Annotated in this window: 13 protein-coding genes; 8 read left to right on the top strand and 5 right to left on the bottom strand. The window is 36.8% G+C overall.

Going from position 1 to position 18,543, the window contains the following annotated elements; genetic code table 11:
• Positions 1-96: 96 nt before the first annotated feature.
• Complete coding sequence (locus NK356_RS22540) at positions 97-477, bottom strand: STAS/SEC14 domain-containing protein (RefSeq protein WP_034692101.1); 381 nt, start codon at positions 475-477, stop codon at positions 97-99.
• 118 nt (positions 478-595) lie between these two features.
• Between NK356_RS22540 and NK356_RS22535 the strand changes: the two genes are divergently transcribed.
• The gene (locus tag NK356_RS22535) at positions 596-1,801 is read left to right on the top strand and encodes an FAD-binding oxidoreductase (RefSeq protein WP_253318111.1); all 1,206 of its coding nucleotides are present in this window, start codon (positions 596-598) and stop codon (positions 1,799-1,801) included.
• Between the two features lie 188 nt (positions 1,802-1,989).
• Here NK356_RS22535 and NK356_RS22530 read toward each other — a convergent pair whose 3' ends face one another.
• A complete protein-coding gene (locus NK356_RS22530; RefSeq protein WP_253318110.1) occupies positions 1,990-3,177 on the bottom strand; it encodes a VWA domain-containing protein in 1,188 nt (395 codons plus the stop codon).
• Between the two features lie 588 nt (positions 3,178-3,765).
• A complete protein-coding gene (locus tag NK356_RS22525) occupies positions 3,766-4,440 on the bottom strand; it encodes an SIMPL domain-containing protein (protein WP_253318109.1) in 675 nt (224 codons plus the stop codon).
• A 137-nt stretch (positions 4,441-4,577) separates the two neighbouring features.
• On the opposite strand from NK356_RS22525, the gene NK356_RS22520 reads away from it, so the two are divergent.
• Positions 4,578-6,371 (top strand): histidine kinase, encoded by a 1,794-nt coding sequence (locus tag NK356_RS22520; protein ID WP_034692105.1) that lies wholly within the window; start codon positions 4,578-4,580, stop codon positions 6,369-6,371.
• A gap of 26 nt (positions 6,372-6,397) precedes the next feature.
• Here the strand turns inward: NK356_RS22520 and NK356_RS22515 are convergent, their stop codons facing one another.
• A complete protein-coding gene (locus tag NK356_RS22515; RefSeq protein WP_081906368.1) occupies positions 6,398-6,751 on the bottom strand; it encodes a WG repeat-containing protein in 354 nt (117 codons plus the stop codon).
• Positions 6,752-6,925: 174 nt separating this feature from the next.
• Between NK356_RS22515 and NK356_RS22510 the strand changes: the two genes are divergently transcribed.
• Complete coding sequence (locus tag NK356_RS22510) at positions 6,926-7,660, top strand: LytTR family DNA-binding domain-containing protein (protein WP_253318108.1); 735 nt, start codon at positions 6,926-6,928, stop codon at positions 7,658-7,660.
• A 74-nt stretch (positions 7,661-7,734) separates the two neighbouring features.
• Complete coding sequence (locus NK356_RS22505; protein ID WP_034692107.1) at positions 7,735-8,274, top strand: lipocalin family protein; 540 nt, start codon at positions 7,735-7,737, stop codon at positions 8,272-8,274.
• 66 nt (positions 8,275-8,340) lie between these two features.
• Here NK356_RS22505 and NK356_RS22500 read toward each other — a convergent pair whose 3' ends face one another.
• A complete protein-coding gene (locus NK356_RS22500) occupies positions 8,341-8,814 on the bottom strand; it encodes a hypothetical protein (RefSeq protein ID WP_034692108.1) in 474 nt (157 codons plus the stop codon).
• 114 nt (positions 8,815-8,928) lie between these two features.
• On the opposite strand from NK356_RS22500, the gene NK356_RS22495 reads away from it, so the two are divergent.
• The 4 genes from NK356_RS22495 to NK356_RS22480 all read left to right on the top strand — a co-directional run bounded on the left by NK356_RS22495 (position 8,929) and on the right by NK356_RS22480 (position 18,425).
• Entirely contained in the window at positions 8,929-10,179 is a 1,251-nt protein-coding gene (locus tag NK356_RS22495) for a CinA family nicotinamide mononucleotide deamidase-related protein (protein ID WP_253318107.1), read from the top strand.
• Positions 10,180-10,268: 89 nt separating this feature from the next.
• On the top strand, positions 10,269-13,667 hold the full coding sequence (locus NK356_RS22490; RefSeq protein ID WP_253318106.1) for a polysaccharide deacetylase family protein: 3,399 nt from the start codon (positions 10,269-10,271) through the stop codon (positions 13,665-13,667).
• 188 nt (positions 13,668-13,855) lie between these two features.
• Positions 13,856-15,913: a M13 family metallopeptidase gene (locus NK356_RS22485; protein ID WP_253318105.1), complete on the top strand. Its 2,058-nt coding sequence runs from the start codon at positions 13,856-13,858 to the stop codon at positions 15,911-15,913.
• 415 nt (positions 15,914-16,328) lie between these two features.
• Positions 16,329-18,425 carry a M13 family metallopeptidase gene (locus tag NK356_RS22480; protein WP_253318104.1) on the top strand — a complete coding sequence of 699 codons (2,097 nt, stop codon included), beginning with the start codon at positions 16,329-16,331 and terminating at the stop codon, positions 18,423-18,425.
• The last annotated feature ends 118 nt before the right edge of the window (positions 18,426-18,543 follow it).

Here is an 18,543-nt window from a genome sequence, read left to right as displayed (position 1 = left end):
TCAAAAAAATCATCCTAAAAAAATAATATGGGTAGTTTATAAACAAAAACCGCCTCAAGGAAAATGAGACGGCTTCTCTTTTTATAATATAAGTTTTTATGCCTCTACTTCATCTCCGTTTTTACACCAATAGAGGGCATTGTATAAATTTTCTTTTGGGAAAGATTTAAATTCTCCCGGCATCAGAACACTGAAGATACTGGTAAAATCACGTATGCCTTCTTTGTCTGTTACAATGGCAGAACGATTCCAGTTAGTAAGGTTTTTCAGTCCTAACAGTAAATCTTCAAGCCATGCTCCCACAGTAAAATTATCCAGATCGGTATCCAAATACAATAAATAATTCAGTTCACCGAATTGCTCTACCTTCTCTTTTACACGCGGAATTACCAATCTTTCAAAATCCTCTTTCGTTACTTCTCCTGTTGCATTAAATGCTGCAACATTCTCCGGAGCTTCTGGAATAATTGTTATCATAATAAATATTTTTTTTTGGTGGTTTGAGTTTAAAAGAACAACAATAATTACACCATTATTTGGTGAATAATTGTTAAAAAAGGTATAAATATTGTTATTTTAAATGTAAAATAGTAATATGAATCTCAAATCAAATGAACCTTTTTGGCTTTTAAAAAACGGATTATTAGCATCTTATCCATCCTTACAATCCAATGAAGAATGTGATGTTCTTATTATTGGCGGAGGTATCACAGGAAGTCTGATAGCCCATCAGATGATAGAAGATGGTTATACTACTATTCTTATTGATAAAAGAGAACTTTGCAACGGAAGTACTTCTGCCACAACATCAATGCTACAATACGAAATAGATGTTCCCCTTTACCAATTAATAGAAAAAATAGGAGAGAAGGGTGCTGTCTTAAGTTATAAAGCCTGCAGTGATGCTATTGATACGATAGAAAAGCTTACCAAAATAATCAGGTCCAAAGCGGGTTTCAAACGAAAAAAATCATTGTATTTTGCTTCAAAAAAGAAGGATACAGAATGGCTAAAGAAAGAATGTGAGACGAGAAAGCAAAACGGATTCGATGTAGAATGGCTGGAAGCAAAGGATATTCTGGAAAAATTTGAATTTGAAAATACCTATGGCGGAATTGTATCAAAACAGGGGGCAAGTATTGACGCTTTTCAGTTTGCCCATGAGCTGTTCATGCAAAATGTGAAGAAAGGACTAAAGATATTTGATAAGACTGAAATGGTAAAAGTAGAGGAACACAGGGGATTTAATCTAATTACTGTAGACAGTGGATTTGAGATTAGAGCAAAAAAAATCATCTACTGCATAGGCTATGAAAGTAAAAATCTGCTGAAAGAAAACTTTGTCAACCTGAAAAGTACCTATGCCGTAGTTTCTGAAATAGATGAAGAGAAGTTTAAAAATATCAGCAGCACATTAGTATGGAATACCGATGATCCTTATCTCTACATGAGAACTACCGATGACGGAAGACTTCTTATTGGAGGAGGTGATGAAGATTTTTATGATGCAGAAAAACGTGATGCAATACTCCATAAAAAAGAAAAGGAGATTCTGAAAAACCTGAATAAAATAAAACCCAATTATCATTTTTATACAGATTTTGTATGGGCAGGAACTTTTGGTGAAACTAAAGACGGACTTCCCTACATCGGAGAACATCAGAAATTTAAAAATTCTTATTTCGTGCTGGGGTTCGGAGGAAATGGAATTACTTTCTCAATAACAGGAATGGAAATGGCTTCTTTGTTTATGAAGGGAAAAAAACATCCATTATCAAGGTATTTTCAGTTTGGTAGGTGATACTTTATTTTACCCCAATTTTTATAAATAAGAATAAAGGTTATTTAGATTCCTATGAAATGACAAACTGCGTGAGTAAACCTATATTTCAATTGAAGGTGCTCAATTTCCCTCTTTCGGAGGGGTGTCAAAAATTCAAAGAATTTTTGACGGGGTAGTAAAAAAAAGAGGGCCTCAACCCGCTTACACTACAAACTATACCCATTTTTTTTCGCAAGTTCAACAATAGAACTCTCAATGGCTTTTCCAAGATCATCAGAATCATCAGTTCCCCTTTTTTTTATTTCGGAATCTATATAAGTCTGGCGTTTTTTGGAAAGTTCCTCTATTTCTTTTTGAATCTTGTCACGTGCTGCTGATTTGGCAGCAATTGTTTTTTGAATTTCTTCTTTACTTTTTCCTTTCAACTCTGCTGGGAGTTCACTTTCTTTGACATTGGCGATAAATCCTGCATCTTTTTCAGCTTTATCTACCAGATCCCAGTGATCATTTTTGTAAGCATTCTTTTTAGATTTGGCAACCGTTCTTTCCACTAAGTTGGATGCTGATTGTGCTTCTGCATTCTTATCCTGAGTGATCTGCTTAAGCCGGTATTCCGAGCCGTGATTTCCGTAGTAGACATAGGTGTCATTCAGTTTTGCATTACATTCTGAAATTCTGATATCATAAGGAGTTTCAATATAAAGAACCTTTCTGTCGCTGTCGATATTGAAATACTTTCCACCTCCTAATGAGGCTCCGTTTTGCCAGAAAGTCTGGATTCCTTCCTCCCTGCTTCCACAGAAAATAGTGTTGGTGTAAATATTTTTAGCTTTTGCTTTTGAAACAACATCTTTATAATTTATTTTTCCCTGATCAAATGCTTCATTGCCGGCAATATAAATCAGTTTCATACTTTTTTCATTCCCATCCCAGTTGAGGTTGGAAGAAGCATCCCGAATGACAGCACCACAATATTCACTACCACCGTTGGTTCTTAAGGCAAACAACTTTTCAGAAACCAGGTCGAGATCCTGAGTAAGAGGAGTGACCTGACGGATGTAGTTTTCATCACGGATTCCGTCATTGCCATATTCATAAAGGGCAATTTCAATCTCTGGTGCTTTTCCGTTATACTTGAGAGTCGTTAAAGTATTTACAATATTCCAGAGTCTGGATTTTGCCTGATCAATCAGTCCGTCCATACTGTTGGACGTATCCAGTAAAAGAGCGACCTGAATTTTATTATCCTTTACCGTTGAATTTACCGGAATCAGTGATGTTTTTTGTACGGATAATGTATGGTCTGTATTACTATTGGAGCGGTTGGCCGGAATGTTTCCGGTGCTTAAAAATGCTGTACCTGCTGCAAGTGCTAAGATTTTTAAAGTTGTCATTTTGTTATTTTTTTATGGGTTATTTATTGTAGAGATTGATAAACATTTACATTCATTATTTTAACTACAAAAGGCACAAATGTTTTAAACACTTAAGTTTTTTCAGAACCAAGCCTTATGCGGAATGAGTACACCTAAGTTTTGTGAAAATCTTTGATTTTCATCTTATGTGAACTTTTCTGCGGTATCATTTTAAGCTTACTTAAGTGAACTAAGGTGTTTTAAAATGAAACCTTTTATGATTTTGTGAAATTTAAACAACTTTGTAATTAAGAAATACCATTCTATTGTCCGTTATTTTAAATTTCTAAAGTAAAATTATTCCTATTTCAGACTGAAAATAAGGGAACTTGGTGAACGGAAGGTTTCACTTGGTGGATGATAGAACAAGGAAGAATCCGGTTATCTATTCAGTATGATAATAGCAATCTAATGTGTCATTTCAATACTGTCAGGCTGAGCGGAGCCGAACCCTTTGCATTCAAGAAAATTTGATAGATGGCAGATATTCTTCTTCAATCAGAAGCCCGCCGGATAGCATAAAACAAAAAAGCAGCTCCCTGGGAACTGCCTTGTTAAAATCTTTTATTAAAGGATTTCGTATTTGGTTTTGATGCTGTATTTCAGCTTGATGTTTTCAATATTATCAAAAGAGAAATCTACCGGAGCATCAGCCATTTCCAACTGAATATTGCTTGTTCTTCCTTTGTAAGCTACCGGCATGATCATATCGCTGGTGTAATCTTCTATTTCTACAATTTCAAGAGCATTTCCAGTTTTTTTACCCATGCTTTCCAACAAGTAGTCAGCTTTTTCTTTAGCGGCTTTCAAAGCATTGATCTTCACTGTTTTTCTGAAATCTGCAATTTTGGTGTTCTTCACTTCTGCGATGTTCAGGCTGCTTACCCATTTTTGATTCAGGTCTTCGAAGATTTTGCTAAGACTTGATTTTGTACCGGCTTTAAACTGATAGTTCTTAGAAAACTTAGCTGTCTTAGAATAGATATTCTGGTACATGGATTTGAACTTGATATCCTCGTTCTTTACTCCTGCATTTTTTAAAATATCAAATAACTTCTTTTCATTATCTGCCAGATCGTTTTTATTATCAGCTTTTATCCCAATGCTGAAGATAATTTCATCCGGTTCTACTTCCATTTCGGCAACACCTGTCACTTCAATTGAGTTTTTCTTTACTTCCTGAGCATTTACAAAGCTTCCAAGGGTTAAAATTCCGATTAATAAAAAATGTTTCAATTTCATAATTTCCTGTTTTAAATTTTTAATTCTGATGTAAAATTACGCTGACTGGAAACCAGATTCCGGGAGACTTGGTGAAATGGAGTTTTCACTTGGTGAATAGTTTTTGAGCAGACTATATATATGTATATCTTTGTTTTATGAAAATGCTTAAACTCTTTACTATCTTTTTACTTGGGCTTTTGGGAAATATAATCTATTCCCAAACCACTAATAACAGCACTGCTGCTGTGGAAGAAGTGCAGGTAGAAACGAAGAAGCTGAAAAAAGCAATGGACAAGAAAAATGAACCTGCCCAGGCAGATTCTTATTATAATATCGGAGAAACATTTTTCAATGGCGGAAACTTTGCGAAAAGTGAAGAATATTATACAAAAGCCAAAAAGCTGTATGAAAAACTTAACGACAAACCTAATATTGAAAAAGCTACCCGAAGATTAGCCCAGTCACAGGAAAAGCAGAATAAAATAACGCCTGCGATCAGCAATTACAGCATGGCAGCGCAAGTGAGTTACAGTGAAAAAAGCAAAGCGGTCAATGCTAATGATGTGGCAAGACTTTCTTCTCCCACACCGGAGCTTAAAGCAGAAGCTATCCAGAATAATATCAATCTGACCAAAAAAGAAAACGAACAAGGCGATCTTGCAGAAAGTTACAGCCAGCTTGCAGATGTTAATTTGAAACAGAAAGACGTTTCCAGCGCCGAAGAAAACCTGAATACAGCCTATAAAATTTCTAAAAAAGAAGCTCCTCAGCAAGCCCTTGCCATTAATCAGAAACTGGCAGATCTTTATGTGGAAAATAAGAATTTTGAAAAAGCTATTGAAGCCAAAAAGAAAGTTCTGAAGGAGGATTTTGTGAAAGAAAATTCTCAGGAGAAAGTCAATCAGATTCAGGAATTGGCTGATATCTATATTAAAAAGAATGATCCTAAAGAAGCCGTGGACCTTTTGAAAAATGCCTACGGAATTGCTTTGGACAAAGGTCATACGCTGGAAGCACAGAGAAGTGTAAAAAAACTGGATAGCCTTTATGCGATTTCAGGAAATGTAGATGCTTCAGTTCAACTGTATAGAGATTTTTTGGGAAAACTTCCGAATCTTGTTTCCAAAGACAGAAGTCTTGTTGATAATAAAATTCTGGAAGATACAGAACAGCGAATCTCACAGCTGGAAAAAGAAAAAGAGCTTAAAGACGAGCTTATACGAAAGAAAAATGTCTTTAATTACAGCCTGATTGGAGCTTTGATTTTGCTGACAGGATTAATCATTTTTATTTTCAGAACCCTGAAAAAGGTTCAGACCAAAAATAAGAAAATTGCCCTTCAGTCGTTACGTCGTGAGATGAATCCTCATTTTATCTTTAACAGTTTGAATAGCGTCAACCACTTTATAGCAACCAATAATGAACTGGAAGCGAATCAGTATCTAACCAAATTTTCGAAGCTGATGCGTGGTGTAATGGAAAATTCCACTGAAGATTTTATTCCCTTTCAGCAGGAGCTGGATCTCCTTCAGAATTATCTTGCCCTTGAGAAAACACGTTTTGCAGATAAATTCGATTATGAAATTGAAGTAGATGAAAGCCTGAATATGCAAAACCTTCACGTTCCCGGAATGCTGATACAGCCGTTTCTGGAAAATGCTGTCTGGCACGGACTCCGCTACAGAACTGATAAAGGATTTTTAAAACTAAGCTTTGAAAAAAGTGAATCTCATCTGAACATCCTTATTGAAGACAACGGAATAGGTATTGAAGAAAGTAAAAAGCAGAAAACCCAGCACCAAAAAACGAGAGAGGGAAGAGGAATGAAAAATACGCTGGAAAGAATTCAGCTTCTGAATGATCTTTACAAAAAAGAGATCACCTGCTCCGTAAAGGATAAGGAAAATAACAGTGGTGTTTTGGTAACTATCCAGATCAATCTGAAGTAAGTAAAACTCAGATTGATCTGTGTATTTTATTTGATATATTTTTTCTCCAAAACAGAAAAATTCTTTTTGATATAGTCCAGTTCATAGTGGGCAGGAATGATTTCAGTACCTGAACGGTTAATAAATCCATACGTTCCCGTTATGTTTTTTACCAGTGCCAGATCATCGGAATACTCACCGAATTTATTAATCTTGGAATACACAGGCTGAGCGATGATTCTTCCACTAATATCTGAAATTCCATACGTTCCGGAATTGGTTTTTGTAAGCCTCCAGTTTTTATTGATCTTACTGATATCCTCTCTTTCTGAGATTTTCATCTGTGAAAAAGAAAAACCGAATACACTCATGCAGCAAAGAATAAGAAGTTTTGATTTCATATGATTTTGTCTGGTTTATTAATTTTAATCTCTAAAATAATTCTTTTGCATCTTTCTTGCAATAAAAGTGACCAAAAGTATGTTGGAGAACTTGTGTAGGCAAATTGTAAGGTTGGTTAAATATTCCTAATTTGCACCTGCAACCTAATGATCTGCCACCTAAAATCTGATCTGATGAAAATAAAAGCCGTAATTGTAGATGATGAGCTCATAGCAAGAGAAGTTTTACGAAGCTATCTTACCAAATACTGTCCGCAAGTGGAAATTTTGGGTGAAGCTGAAAATATTAAAGAAGCTGTTCCATTAATCGCTGAAAAACAGCCTCAATTGGTATTTCTGGACGTGGAAATGCCTTTTGGAAATGCTTTTGATGTACTGGAAGCAACTAAAGATTTCTCCTATGAAACCATTTTTATTACTGCATTTTCACAATATTCTTTGCAGGCTTTGAATAAATCGGCCAGTTATTATATTTTAAAACCGATTGATATTCAGGAACTGATTCTTGCTGTCAATAAAGTGGCTGAAAGTCTTGAGAAAAAAGATGAACTCAACCGGAATAAGATCCTTCTTGAAAACCTGAAATTAAAACCTGAAAAACAGCAATTGATTTTGCCAACTTTACAAGGGTTTGATGTAGTGAAAACCGAAGACATTGTAAGACTTCAGGCAGATGGAAACTTCACTCAGGTATATCTTACGGATGGTTCAAAGAAGATGGTATGCCGTTTTCTGAAACACTTTGATGACCTTCTGGAAAATCCTTTTGTGAGGGTTCATCGTTCCCATATTATCAATACAGGTTTTGTGAAATCCTATCATAAAAGCGGAACAGTGATGCTGTCCGACGATACAGAAATTGAGGTTTCAGGAAGCTTTAAAGATAATTTTCTGAAAGTATTTTCATAGAATTTATTGTACCTTAACAGACTTAAGGCATTATTTTTGACGTTTTTATAACAACCACACAAAATCTTTCTGTCATGAAAACTATTCATAAAATTATACTTCCCGTTTCGTTAGGAGCATTGGGGCTTATCGTTTTCAATTCCTATTCTGTAAGGATTCCCAGAGGAGCATCTGCGGTAAAGAATTTTGATCTAAAAAAATACCTGGGCAGATGGTATGAGATCGCCCGTTTTGATTACAGGTTCGAGAAAAATATGGATAATGTTACTGCAGAGTATACAGAGAATCCGGATGGAACAGTTCAGGTCAGAAATAAAGGGTATGATTACGTTAAAAAAGTATGGAACGAATCAATCGGGGAAGCAAAATTTGTAAAAGACCCGACAGAAGCACGTCTTAAAGTTTCATTTTTTAAACCGATATGGGCGGGTTATAACGTCATAGATATTGATGAAGACTATCAATATGCTCTGGTAGCAGGAAGCAGTTTAAAATATTTATGGATTCTTTCCCGTACTACCAATATTCCTGAAAGTATCCGCCAGCGTTTCATTCAGAAAGCAAAAAAAATCGGCTATAACACCGATGAACTGATATGGGTAAAGCATAATTAATAAAAAACAAAATCGCAGAAGGGTCAATTTGTAAATCAGCCGTTTTGCGATTTTATCTTTTCATTATTAGCTATTAATGTATTCTTTCCATTCTTCAAAACGGTGATCAATAACCTGTTTCATCAGATCGTAGTTTTCGTAGGTATCTTCGATGTGATAGAAGGTTTCATATTCGTAGTCACTTTCTTCAGCTTTAGCATCAAAAATATTCACATAATCATCGGCAAATGAGCTGTAACGGTTACCGAAATCTGTGTCGTCTGCATAATAGTCTTTGGCAAAAAGATTTCCAAGTTCATTCAGATCATATTCAGAAAATTTTCCGTCGCAGGTATCCATGACAAATTCTGCTCCAGTCATCTCTCTTCGTTTTACTTTTTCTATTTCTTCTGCAGCATCTTCTTTCAGTTCTTCGGAGATCAGATTGTTATGAATACACCAGTTCAGGAACATTCCTGTGTGTGTAGCACCATTTTTCTGAGGAAGTCCTTCCGGAAAATCACCACCATAATGCCATGAAGCATCATCATATTTAGACATAATTTGTATTGTAGTTTTTGATAATTCAGGCAAAAATAGAAAAAATCAATTTATATTGCCGCTGCCACAGAATTTTCCGTCATTTGCATAGAATTTTTTTCAACAAAAAAACATATGGAAAAAGCTGTTCTGATTACTATCGGCGATGAAATCCTTTCCGGAAATACGGTAGATACCAATTCTAATTTTATTGCAACTGAACTTAAAAATATTGGAATAAAAGTTATTCAGATTCTTACGATCTCAGACGAAATTGAAACCATTAAAAATGCATTGAGCATGGCCTTCGAAACTGGCGATTTAGTCATTACAACCGGAGGACTTGGGCCAACCAGAGATGATAAAACCAAAAAAGCACTGGCAGAATATTTCAATGATGAAATTGCCTTAGATGAGGTAACCTTCAATCATTTGAAAGGCTACATGGAAAGAAGAGGAAGGGCAGATATTCTGGAGAGAAACAAAGAACAGGCTTTTGTACCTACAAAATCTATCGTTTTTCAAAACCATTACGGAACGGCACCATGTATGATGATGGAACAGGACGGAAAATTGTGCTATAGCCTTCCCGGAGTTCCTTACGAAGTAAAACCATTGATTAAGGATCAGATCATTCCTTATTTACAGAAAAGATTCAGCCTTCATTATATCCATACCAGAATTGTTTCTGTGGTGGGAATTCCTGAGAGTATCCTTGCAGACAAAATTGAAGATTGGGAACTGGCACTTCCTGAAAATATTGCACTGTCTTATCTTCCGGTAGGAACGCGTGTAAAGCTTCGTCTTACGGCTTCCGGCGAGGATGAAGAACAGTTGAAACAGAGAACAGAAGAAGAAATTCAGAAATTACTTCCATTGGTAGAAGGCCATGTAATTGCCGTATCTGAAGATAAAATTGAAAACATTCTTGCAGAAATGCTTACAGAAAGGAATCTGACAATTTCTACTGCAGAAAGCTGTACCGGAGGTGAACTGGCAAAAATGATTACTTCAGTTTCCGGAAGCTCAAAATATTTTCTTGGTGGAGTGGTAGCCTATGCCACAGAGAAAAAGATTAAAATTTTAAATGTTTCCAGAGAAACCGTTGATGAGTTCACTGTGGTGAGTGAACAGGTGGCTCAGGAAATGGCAAAAGGCTGCCAGCAATTGTTTGAAACCCAAATCTCCCTTTCTACAACAGGCGTTGCCGGACCTGGAAAAGGAGAAGATGGTAAAGATGTAGGAACGGTTTACTATACGATCAGGATCAATGATCAGGAAGTAACCTCCAAATTATATATGCCTCATCTGGAAAGAGTAGACTTCATGGATTTTGTTTCCCAAAAGGTGATTCAGGATTTGGTAAGTCTTCTTGTAAACAGTTAAATATGAGCGTATTTTTTTAATTTTTTTTTAATTAATTTTTATACAGTTTTTCACGCTTTTTGAAAGCCCTACAATAAATTTCAAAAATCGTGGAAAATTCCAAACAGATTTTTCAGACCAGCAGCAAAAAACGCTGGAAAAGTGTACAATGGGGAAGCCGTGTTTTTATTTTTATAGGAATACTGCTTCTGCTTGCTTTAGGTCTGATGATGACCCTGGACAGAAGTCCTAAAATTCCCTTTAAAGAAGATTATAAAGCGGTAATTACAGCCAATAAACCTTATCTTCAGGAGAATAAGATTTCCAAAGAATACAAAGGTTTCAGAAGCTTTATCTCTGAAAAAACAATCCATACCAGCCTCGACAAAATTGAGAAGGCAAGAGCAGAAAGATATCAGAATCAGAACCGAAACTGGGCTCAGTTCCCGGGAGGAATCCGTTCTGCATTTTATGTTGCCTGGGATCCTCAGTCGCTGATGTCTCTGAAAAGAAATATCAGACACGTCAATCTTGTTTTCCCTGAATGGTTTTTCCTTGATCCTAAAACAGGTGACCTGAAAACCAATGTAGATCCGGAAGGTTACAAGGTAATCAAAAGAACTGGTGTCGCTGCTATGCCTATGTTGAGCAATAACTCAGATCGGGAATTCCGTTCCGAAGGACTGGTAAAAGTTCTGAATGATCCGCAGAAAAGAACCCATCTGATTCAGAAAATCACCCAGCAATGTAAAAAATATCATTTCAAAGGAATTAATATTGACTTTGAAGATATGAACCTGAATTCTGATGATAATCTGATTGCCTTTATGAAAGAGTTGTCAGAAACTTTCAAAAAAAATAAGTTGTTGGTGACCATGGATATCATGACGGATAATGATGATTACAATATTCCAAGACTGAATCCTTATGTAGATTATTTTGTACTGATGGCTTATGATGAGTATTCAGCAGGAAGTGATGCAGGTCCCGTTTCTTCTCAGAAATGGATTGAAGAGCAGACTGGAAAAATTGTAAAACAAACCTCTCCTCAAAAGATTATTTTAGGGTTAGGAGCTTACGGTTACGACTGGAGTTCCAATAAGGATGATAATACTTCTGTTACTTACATGCAGGCGATTACCAAAGCCAGTGCAAGTAAAGCAGTTATTGATTTTAATGACAATACTTTTAATTTAAATTATTCTTATACCGATTCTAAAAATTTAACCCATACCGTATTTTTCAATGATGCGGCTTCTATCTTCAATACAATGCGTTTCTCTTCAGAATATCCTCTGGCAGGAACAGCACTCTGGAGACTCGGAAGTGAAGACAGCAGAGTATGGAATTTCTATGATAAAGATCTTACGTTTGCCGGACTTTCAAAAGTGAATTTGAAATCGCTTGAAAATGTAAAAGGGCAGACCATGGTGGATTACATTGGAGACGGGGAAGTACTGGATGTTCTGAATACCCCTCATGACGGAAAAATTGCATTGGAAATTGATCCGAAAGAGAAAATTATCACAGACGAAAATTATGTCACTTACCCAAGTTCTTATGAAGTGAAAAAATATGGAAGTGCTCCTCAGAAAGAACTCGTCCTCACTTTTGACGATGGGCCGGATGAAACCTATACGCCACAGGTATTGGATATTTTGTCCAAATACCATGTTCCGGCAGCATTCTTTCTGGTAGGATTGAATGCAGAAAAGAACCTTCCGCTTGTGAAGAGAATTTACAGAGAAGGACACGAAATAGGAAATCACACCTTTACCCACGAAAATGTGGCCAGAGTAAGCCCGGAAAGAGCTCTGCTGGAAATGAAACTGACAAGACTACTGATCGAATGTATCACAGGTCACAGCACGATTCTGTTCAGAGCTCCTTATAACGCAGATTCTGAGCCTACCACTTCAGAAGAGATTATTCCGGTAGCTTTGGCAAGACAGCAAAACTATCTTGATATTGGGGAAAATATAGACCCTGAAGACTGGCAGCCGGGAATAAAAGCAGATGAAATTGTAAAACGTGTAATGGCTGGAATCAAGCAGCAGAGAGGAAATATCATTCTTCTTCATGATGCAGGCGGAGATACCAGAGAAGAAACTGTAAAAGCTTTAAAAGTTCTGATCCCGACTCTTCAGAAACAAGGCTATCATTTTACAAACCTGACGAATATTCTGCACAAAAGCAGAAGCGAGCTGATGCCTGAAGTTCCTAAAACGAGATCGTATTATATCATGCAGCTGAACCTTGTGTTGGCAACAATTATTTATGGAATAAGTCATTTTTTGGTTGCCTTGTTTACTATTTTCATTGTATTAGGGTTAATCAGACTATTATTGATGGCGTACTGGGCTTTTAAAGAAAGAAAAAAAGAGAAAATTCTTGGAGAGTTTCCGGTTCTGGAATCCTATCCGAAGGTTTCCATCATAGTTCCTGCTTACAATGAAGAAGTGAATATTGTGTCTTCCCTGCAGAATTTATTGAAACAGACTTACCCTAATTTTAATATTATTATGGTAGATGACGGAAGTAAAGATTCTACTTATGAAAAAGCATTGGAAGCATTTCCTGATCATCCGAAGCTGAAAATCTTTACCAAAGGAAACGGTGGGAAAGCCACTGCATTGAACTTTGGGATATCGCAGACGGATGCGGAATATGTAGTATGTATTGATGCCGATACCAAATTACAGCAGAATGCCGTGAAATATCTTATTGCAAGATTTTTAAATTCAGATCCGGAAGAAAAAATTGCAGCTGTAGCAGGAAATGTAAAAGTAGGAAACAGAGTCAACTGGCTCACCAAGTGGCAGGCTATAGAATATACAACAAGTCAGAATTTTGACAGGCTGGCATATGCAAATATCAATGCGATTACTGTAATTCCGGGAGCTATCGGGGCATTTAAAAGATCTGTAATTATTGAAGCTGGAGGTTATTCATCTGATACTCTGGCCGAAGATTGTGATATTACGGTGAAAATATTAAAAGCAGGCTATACCGTAGCGAACGAAAACAGAGCCATAGCAGTTACTGAAGCTCCGGAAACTACGAAGCAGTTTTTAAAACAACGTTTCCGCTGGACCTACGGAATCATGCAGATGTTCTGGAAACAGAGACAAACTTTCCTTAACCCCAAATATAAAGGATTGGGACTTTGGGCAATGCCGAATATTTTATTATTCCAATACATCATCCCATTTTTCTCGCCATTGGCAGACGTGATTATGTTCTTTGGAATCCTGTCCGGAAACGGAGATAAAATATTCACCTATTATCTGATCTTCCTTTTAGTAGATGCTTCATTAGCATTAGTGGCATTTATCATGCAGCGGGAAAAACTGATCAATCTCCTGTATATTATTCCGCAGAGATTCGGGTATAGATGGCTGATGTATATAGTATTATTTAAAAGTTTAAGAAAAGCATTGAAAGGCGAAATGCAGTCCTGGGGATTCCTGAAAAGAACCGGGAATGTAAAAGAGATAGTAACTTCTTAAGTTATAGGGAAGCCGGGAGGAGGAAGCTGGAAGTTTATGAAAACCACACAATAACTTCCAGCCTCATACTTCCATCTTCCATCATATATAAATTCTTATCATGCTATGACGTTATTTGTTTAAATTTATTTCCTTGAAACGTAACAAATAAGAAATTAATCATACATATTCTAAAAATTGTTATCATAATGAAAAAAATAACGCTTTCTTTGTTTTTAATAGCAGGGATCTGCACTCAGACTACGATGAGCGCACAAGCTAAAGCTGCTAAAGTAGCAGTGAATAACACAGACAAAGGCCTAGACCTTAGCTTGATGGACACTTCAGTACGTCCTCAGGATGATTTTTACAACTACGTGAGTGGAACTTGGATGAAAACAGCCAAAATTCCATCTGACAAACCAACTTGGGGTAGCTTCAACAAACTGGCTGAGGATACGGATAACAATTCCATGACAATCCTGAACTCTCTTCTGAAAGATAAATTTGCTGATGGAAGTGAAGGGAAAAAAATTCAGGATCTGTATGCTACTTATATGAACATGCAGAAGAGAAATGCTGACGGAATTAAACCAATCCAGGAAAATCTGAACAAGATTGATGCTATTAAAAATATGGCTGATCTTCAGAATTACCTTACTTCTGTAACGAAAGAAGGAGAAAACGTTTTCTACGGATGGGGAGTAGATGCAGATCTTAAAGATTCTAAAATGAATGCGGTTTACTTAGGTAATGCTTCTCTAGGTTTAGGAAGAGATTACTATCAGAAAGTAAACGAGAAAAATACTGAAGCTATTGCTGAATATCAGAAATATGTAGCTTCCATGCTAAAAGAATTAGGATACAAAAATGCTGATGAAGCAGCAAAAGGTATCGTTAATTATGAAAAAAGCATCGCACAAACTTACCTGACCAACGAGCAGAGCCGTGATAACACGCTTCAGTACAATCCTAAGACGATGGCTGAACTTTCCGCTTTGGTAAAAAATGTTGACCTTCCAGGTTATCTTAAAAAAGTAGGCGTAAATTCTGATAAAGTAATTATCAGCGAATTAGGATTCTATAAGAACTTCGATCAATTGGTAAATGCTCAGAATCTTCCTGTAATCAAAGATTATCTGAAATTCCACATGATCCACGGAAGTGCTTCTTACTTAAGCGAAAACTTAGGAAACATGAAGTTTGCTTTCTATGGTAAATACCTGAGAGGACAACAGGAACAAAGAGCTCTTAACAAAAGAGGATTTGAGTTGATCAACGGTTCTTTAGGAGAAGCTTTCGGAAAATTATATGTTGAGAAATATTTCCCTGCTGAAGCAAAAGCTCAGATGGTGGAATTGATCGACTACTTAAAGAAAAGTTTCGCTGTTCACATCAACAACTTATCTTGGATGTCTTCAACAACGAAGGAAAAAGCAATGCAGAAGCTGAACAAGTTCACTGTAAAAGTAGCTTATCCGGACAAATGGAAAGACTATTCAAAATTAAATATTGTTTCTGAAGCTAAAGGAGGAAACCTTTACAAAAATCTTCAAAACATTGGTGAATGGCAGTACAATAAAGATTTAGCTAAAATCGGTAAGCCTGTAGATAAAACAGAATGGGGGATGACTCCACAGACTGTAAATGCATATTACAACCCGGTAAACAACGAGATTGTATTCCCTGCAGCGATCCTTCAGCCGCCATTCTTTAACCCTAAAGCAGATGCTGCTGTAAACTTCGGAGGTATCGGTGCGGTTATCGGTCACGAAATGAGCCACGGATTTGATGATTCAGGTGCACAGTTCGATGCAGATGGTAACTTAGTAGACTGGTGGACTCCGGAAGATAAAGCAAACTTCGAAAAAGCTACAAAAGCCCTTGCTTCTCAGTATGACAAATACGAGCCTGTAAAAGGAACTTTTGTGAACGGTACTTTCACAAACGGTGAAAATATCGCTGACTTAGGAGGAGTAAACATCGCTTATGACGCTCTTCAAATGTACTTAAAAGACAAAGGAAACCCAGGAAAGATCAGCGGATTCACTCAGGATCAGAGATTCTTCCTAAGCTGGGCAACAGTTTGGAGAACATTATCAAGTGAGAAATATATGGTAAATCAGGTGAAAACTGACCCGCACTCTCCAGGATACTTTAGAAGTTTTGGTCCACTTATCAACGTTGACGCTTTCTACAAAGCATTCGATGTGAAACAAGGAGACAAATTATACAAAACTCCGGAAGACAGAATCAAAATCTGGTAAAAATAACAACCGCTCAGCAATGGGCGGTTTTGTTTTTTATGAGGTAGCAGGTGATAGATGATAGGTTGCAAGTGATAGGTTTTAGGGATTAGGGAAAATAGTTAATAGGTAATAGGTAATAAGTAATAAGTAATAAGTAATAAGGGCTGTGATAAGGAATCGGGGGAATAATATAATAGTTATAATAACGGCTTCCATCATTCCCCTCCGCTGGAGGGGTGGCAAAAATTCAAAGAATTTTTGACGGGGTGGTCCTACAGAGTAACTTCAAACATTAAACATTAAACATTAAACATTAAACATTAAACATTAAATATTGAATTTTCAATTTTCACCATATATCAATTATCATTCACTACATATCATTAAAGTTTGTATATTTGATAAGTTTGTGTAAAATCAAAAATTATCTTTAATGAAAAAGCTAAATATTGGAATACTTGCCCTTTCGGGGATTGTGTTTCTTAATTCGTGTGGAGCAGCTAAGACTGCAGGGACAGACAATAAAAAAGAAGCTACAGCAAAAGTGGCTGAATCGGTAAAAGAAGAAGCAAAAGAAGAGGGAATCAATTTATCGTATATGGATACCAGTGTCCGTCCACAAGATGACTTTTTTAGCTATGTCAATGGAAACTGGGTAAAAACTACTCAGATCCCTTCTGATAAAGCAAACTGGGGTTCTTTCAATGCGTTGAGAGAAAATGTGGATGATGCTTCATTAGATATCTTAAACAAAATTCTTACAGAATCATATCCTGCCGGGTCAGAAGGACAGAAAATCCAGAATCTGTATGCCTCTTTTATGGATACCAATAAGAGAAATGCAGAAGGTCTGGCTCCTATCAAAGCTGATCTTGCCAAAGTAGATGCTATTAAAAGCCTGGGTGATCTTCAGAAATATCTTTTGGAGGCTACAAGATTGGGAGATAACTCTTTCTATGGATGGAGAGTAGGTGCTGATATGAAGAATTCCAATATGAATGCCGTATACCTTGGTGGTCCGGATTTAGGTCTGGGAAGAGATTACTATCAGAAAGTAAACGATGCCAATACTAAAACACTGGCAGAATATCAAGCCTATGTAGGAAAGCTATTCGGAGTTTTAGGATATAAAAATACTACTCAGGCTGCACAGAATGTGGTAGACTTTGAAAAACAGCTAGCTAATTATTTATTGACTCTTGAGCAGAACAGAGATGCTAATTTAAGATATAATCCTAAAAACGTATCAGAATTATCAGGGCTTGTGAAAAATGTTGACCTTGCCAAATATCTGAAAGATGCTGGCGTAAATACAGACCGAGTAATTATCGGAGAACTGAAATACTACCAGAACATGGATCAGTTCATTACCCAGAAAAACCTTCCTTTACTGAAAGATTATCTGAAATATCATATCATCAATGGAAATGCAAGCAACCTGGATGACAATTTAGAGCAGATCAGATTCGATTTCTATGCTAAATATTTACAGGGACAAAAAGAACAGCGTCCGATGAACAAAAGAGGGCTTACCCTTGTGAATGGTGTTCTGGGAGAAGCTTTCGGAAAATTGTACGTAGACAAATATTTTACTCCTGAAGCTAAAAAGCAGATGGAAACGTATATTGATTACCTTTTAAAATCATTCAAAACACATATTGCAAATATCGACTGGATGTCTCCTGAAACCAAAGTAAAAGCTCAGGAAAAACTATCCAAGTTTACCGTGAAAATTGCTTATCCTGATAAATGGAAAGATTACACTCAGTTGAAAGTGGAATCACCAAAAGAAGGTGCTACCTTATATTCTAATCTTCAGAATGTTGCTGCATGGCAGTATCAGAGAAGCCTGGATAAAGTAGGAAAACCTGTTGACAAAACAGAATGGGGAATGTCTCCACAAACGGTAAATGCTTACTACAGCGGATCAAACAACGAAATTGTATTCCCGGCAGCCATTCTTCAGCCACCTTTCTATAACCCTAAAGCTGATGCAGCGGTAAATTTCGGAGGAATCGGAGCCGTTATTGGTCACGAAATTTCTCACGGATTTGATGACAGTGGTTCACGTTTCGATGGAGATGGTAACCTAAACAACTGGTGGAGTGATGCAGACCGTAAAAACTTTGATGCAAAAGTAGGTCAGCTGGCAGCTCAGTACAGTGCTTATGAACCTGTAAAAGGCAGCTTTGTGAACGGTAAATTTACAAGCGGTGAAAACATTGGAGACTTAGGTGGAGTGGCAGTAGCTTACGATGCGCTTCAGATGTATTTAAAAGACAAAGGAAACCCAGGAAAGATCAGCGGATTCACTCAGGACCAGAGGTTCTTTATGAGCTGGGCTACTGTTTGGAGAACTAAAGCTACCGATCAGTATATGATCAATCAGGTGAAAACAGACCCGCATTCTCCGGGAATGTTCAGAGCTTTCGGTCCATTGGTTAATCAGGACTCATTCATCAAAGCATTTGATATCAAACCGGGAGACAAATTGTATAAAGCTCCTCAGGACAGAATAAAAATCTGGTAATTTTACCCGAAATTGTTAGAAAAGAAAGAATCCGCCTCAATATGGACTGCCCCCAAAAAGTTAGACACTTTTTAGGGGCATTTTTTATGTATAAAAAAGAAAAATTTAGCGTTGCTTT

The organism is Chryseobacterium sp. S0630 (genome assembly GCF_024158915.1).
Lineage (GTDB): Bacteria > Bacteroidota > Bacteroidia > Flavobacteriales > Weeksellaceae > Chryseobacterium.
Note: the sequence above shows the minus strand (reverse complement) of the source record. Positions and strands in the feature narration are given on the sequence as shown.

Bases quoted from the DNA above. Each gene is read 5' to 3' on its own strand.
- NK356_RS22540 (WP_034692101.1), bottom strand. From the start codon at position 477: ATGATAACAATTATTCCAGAAGCTCCGGAGAATGTTGCAGCATTTAAT.
- NK356_RS22535 (WP_253318111.1), top strand. From the start codon at position 596: ATGAATCTCAAATCAAATGAACCTTTTTGGCTTTTAAAAAACGGATTA.
- NK356_RS22530 (WP_253318110.1), bottom strand. From the start codon at position 3,177: ATGACAACTTTAAAAATCTTAGCACTTGCAGCAGGTACAGCATTTTTA.
- NK356_RS22525 (WP_253318109.1), bottom strand. From the start codon at position 4,440: ATGAAATTGAAACATTTTTTATTAATCGGAATTTTAACCCTTGGAAGC.
- NK356_RS22520 (WP_034692105.1), top strand. From the start codon at position 4,578: ATGAAAATGCTTAAACTCTTTACTATCTTTTTACTTGGGCTTTTGGGA.
- NK356_RS22515 (WP_081906368.1), bottom strand. From the start codon at position 6,751: ATGAAATCAAAACTTCTTATTCTTTGCTGCATGAGTGTATTCGGTTTT.
- NK356_RS22510 (WP_253318108.1), top strand. From the start codon at position 6,926: ATGAAAATAAAAGCCGTAATTGTAGATGATGAGCTCATAGCAAGAGAA.
- NK356_RS22505 (WP_034692107.1), top strand. From the start codon at position 7,735: ATGAAAACTATTCATAAAATTATACTTCCCGTTTCGTTAGGAGCATTG.
- NK356_RS22500 (WP_034692108.1), bottom strand. From the start codon at position 8,814: ATGTCTAAATATGATGATGCTTCATGGCATTATGGTGGTGATTTTCCG.
- NK356_RS22495 (WP_253318107.1), top strand. From the start codon at position 8,929: ATGGAAAAAGCTGTTCTGATTACTATCGGCGATGAAATCCTTTCCGGA.
- NK356_RS22485 (WP_253318105.1), top strand. From the start codon at position 13,856: ATGAAAAAAATAACGCTTTCTTTGTTTTTAATAGCAGGGATCTGCACT.
- NK356_RS22480 (WP_253318104.1), top strand. From the start codon at position 16,329: ATGAAAAAGCTAAATATTGGAATACTTGCCCTTTCGGGGATTGTGTTT.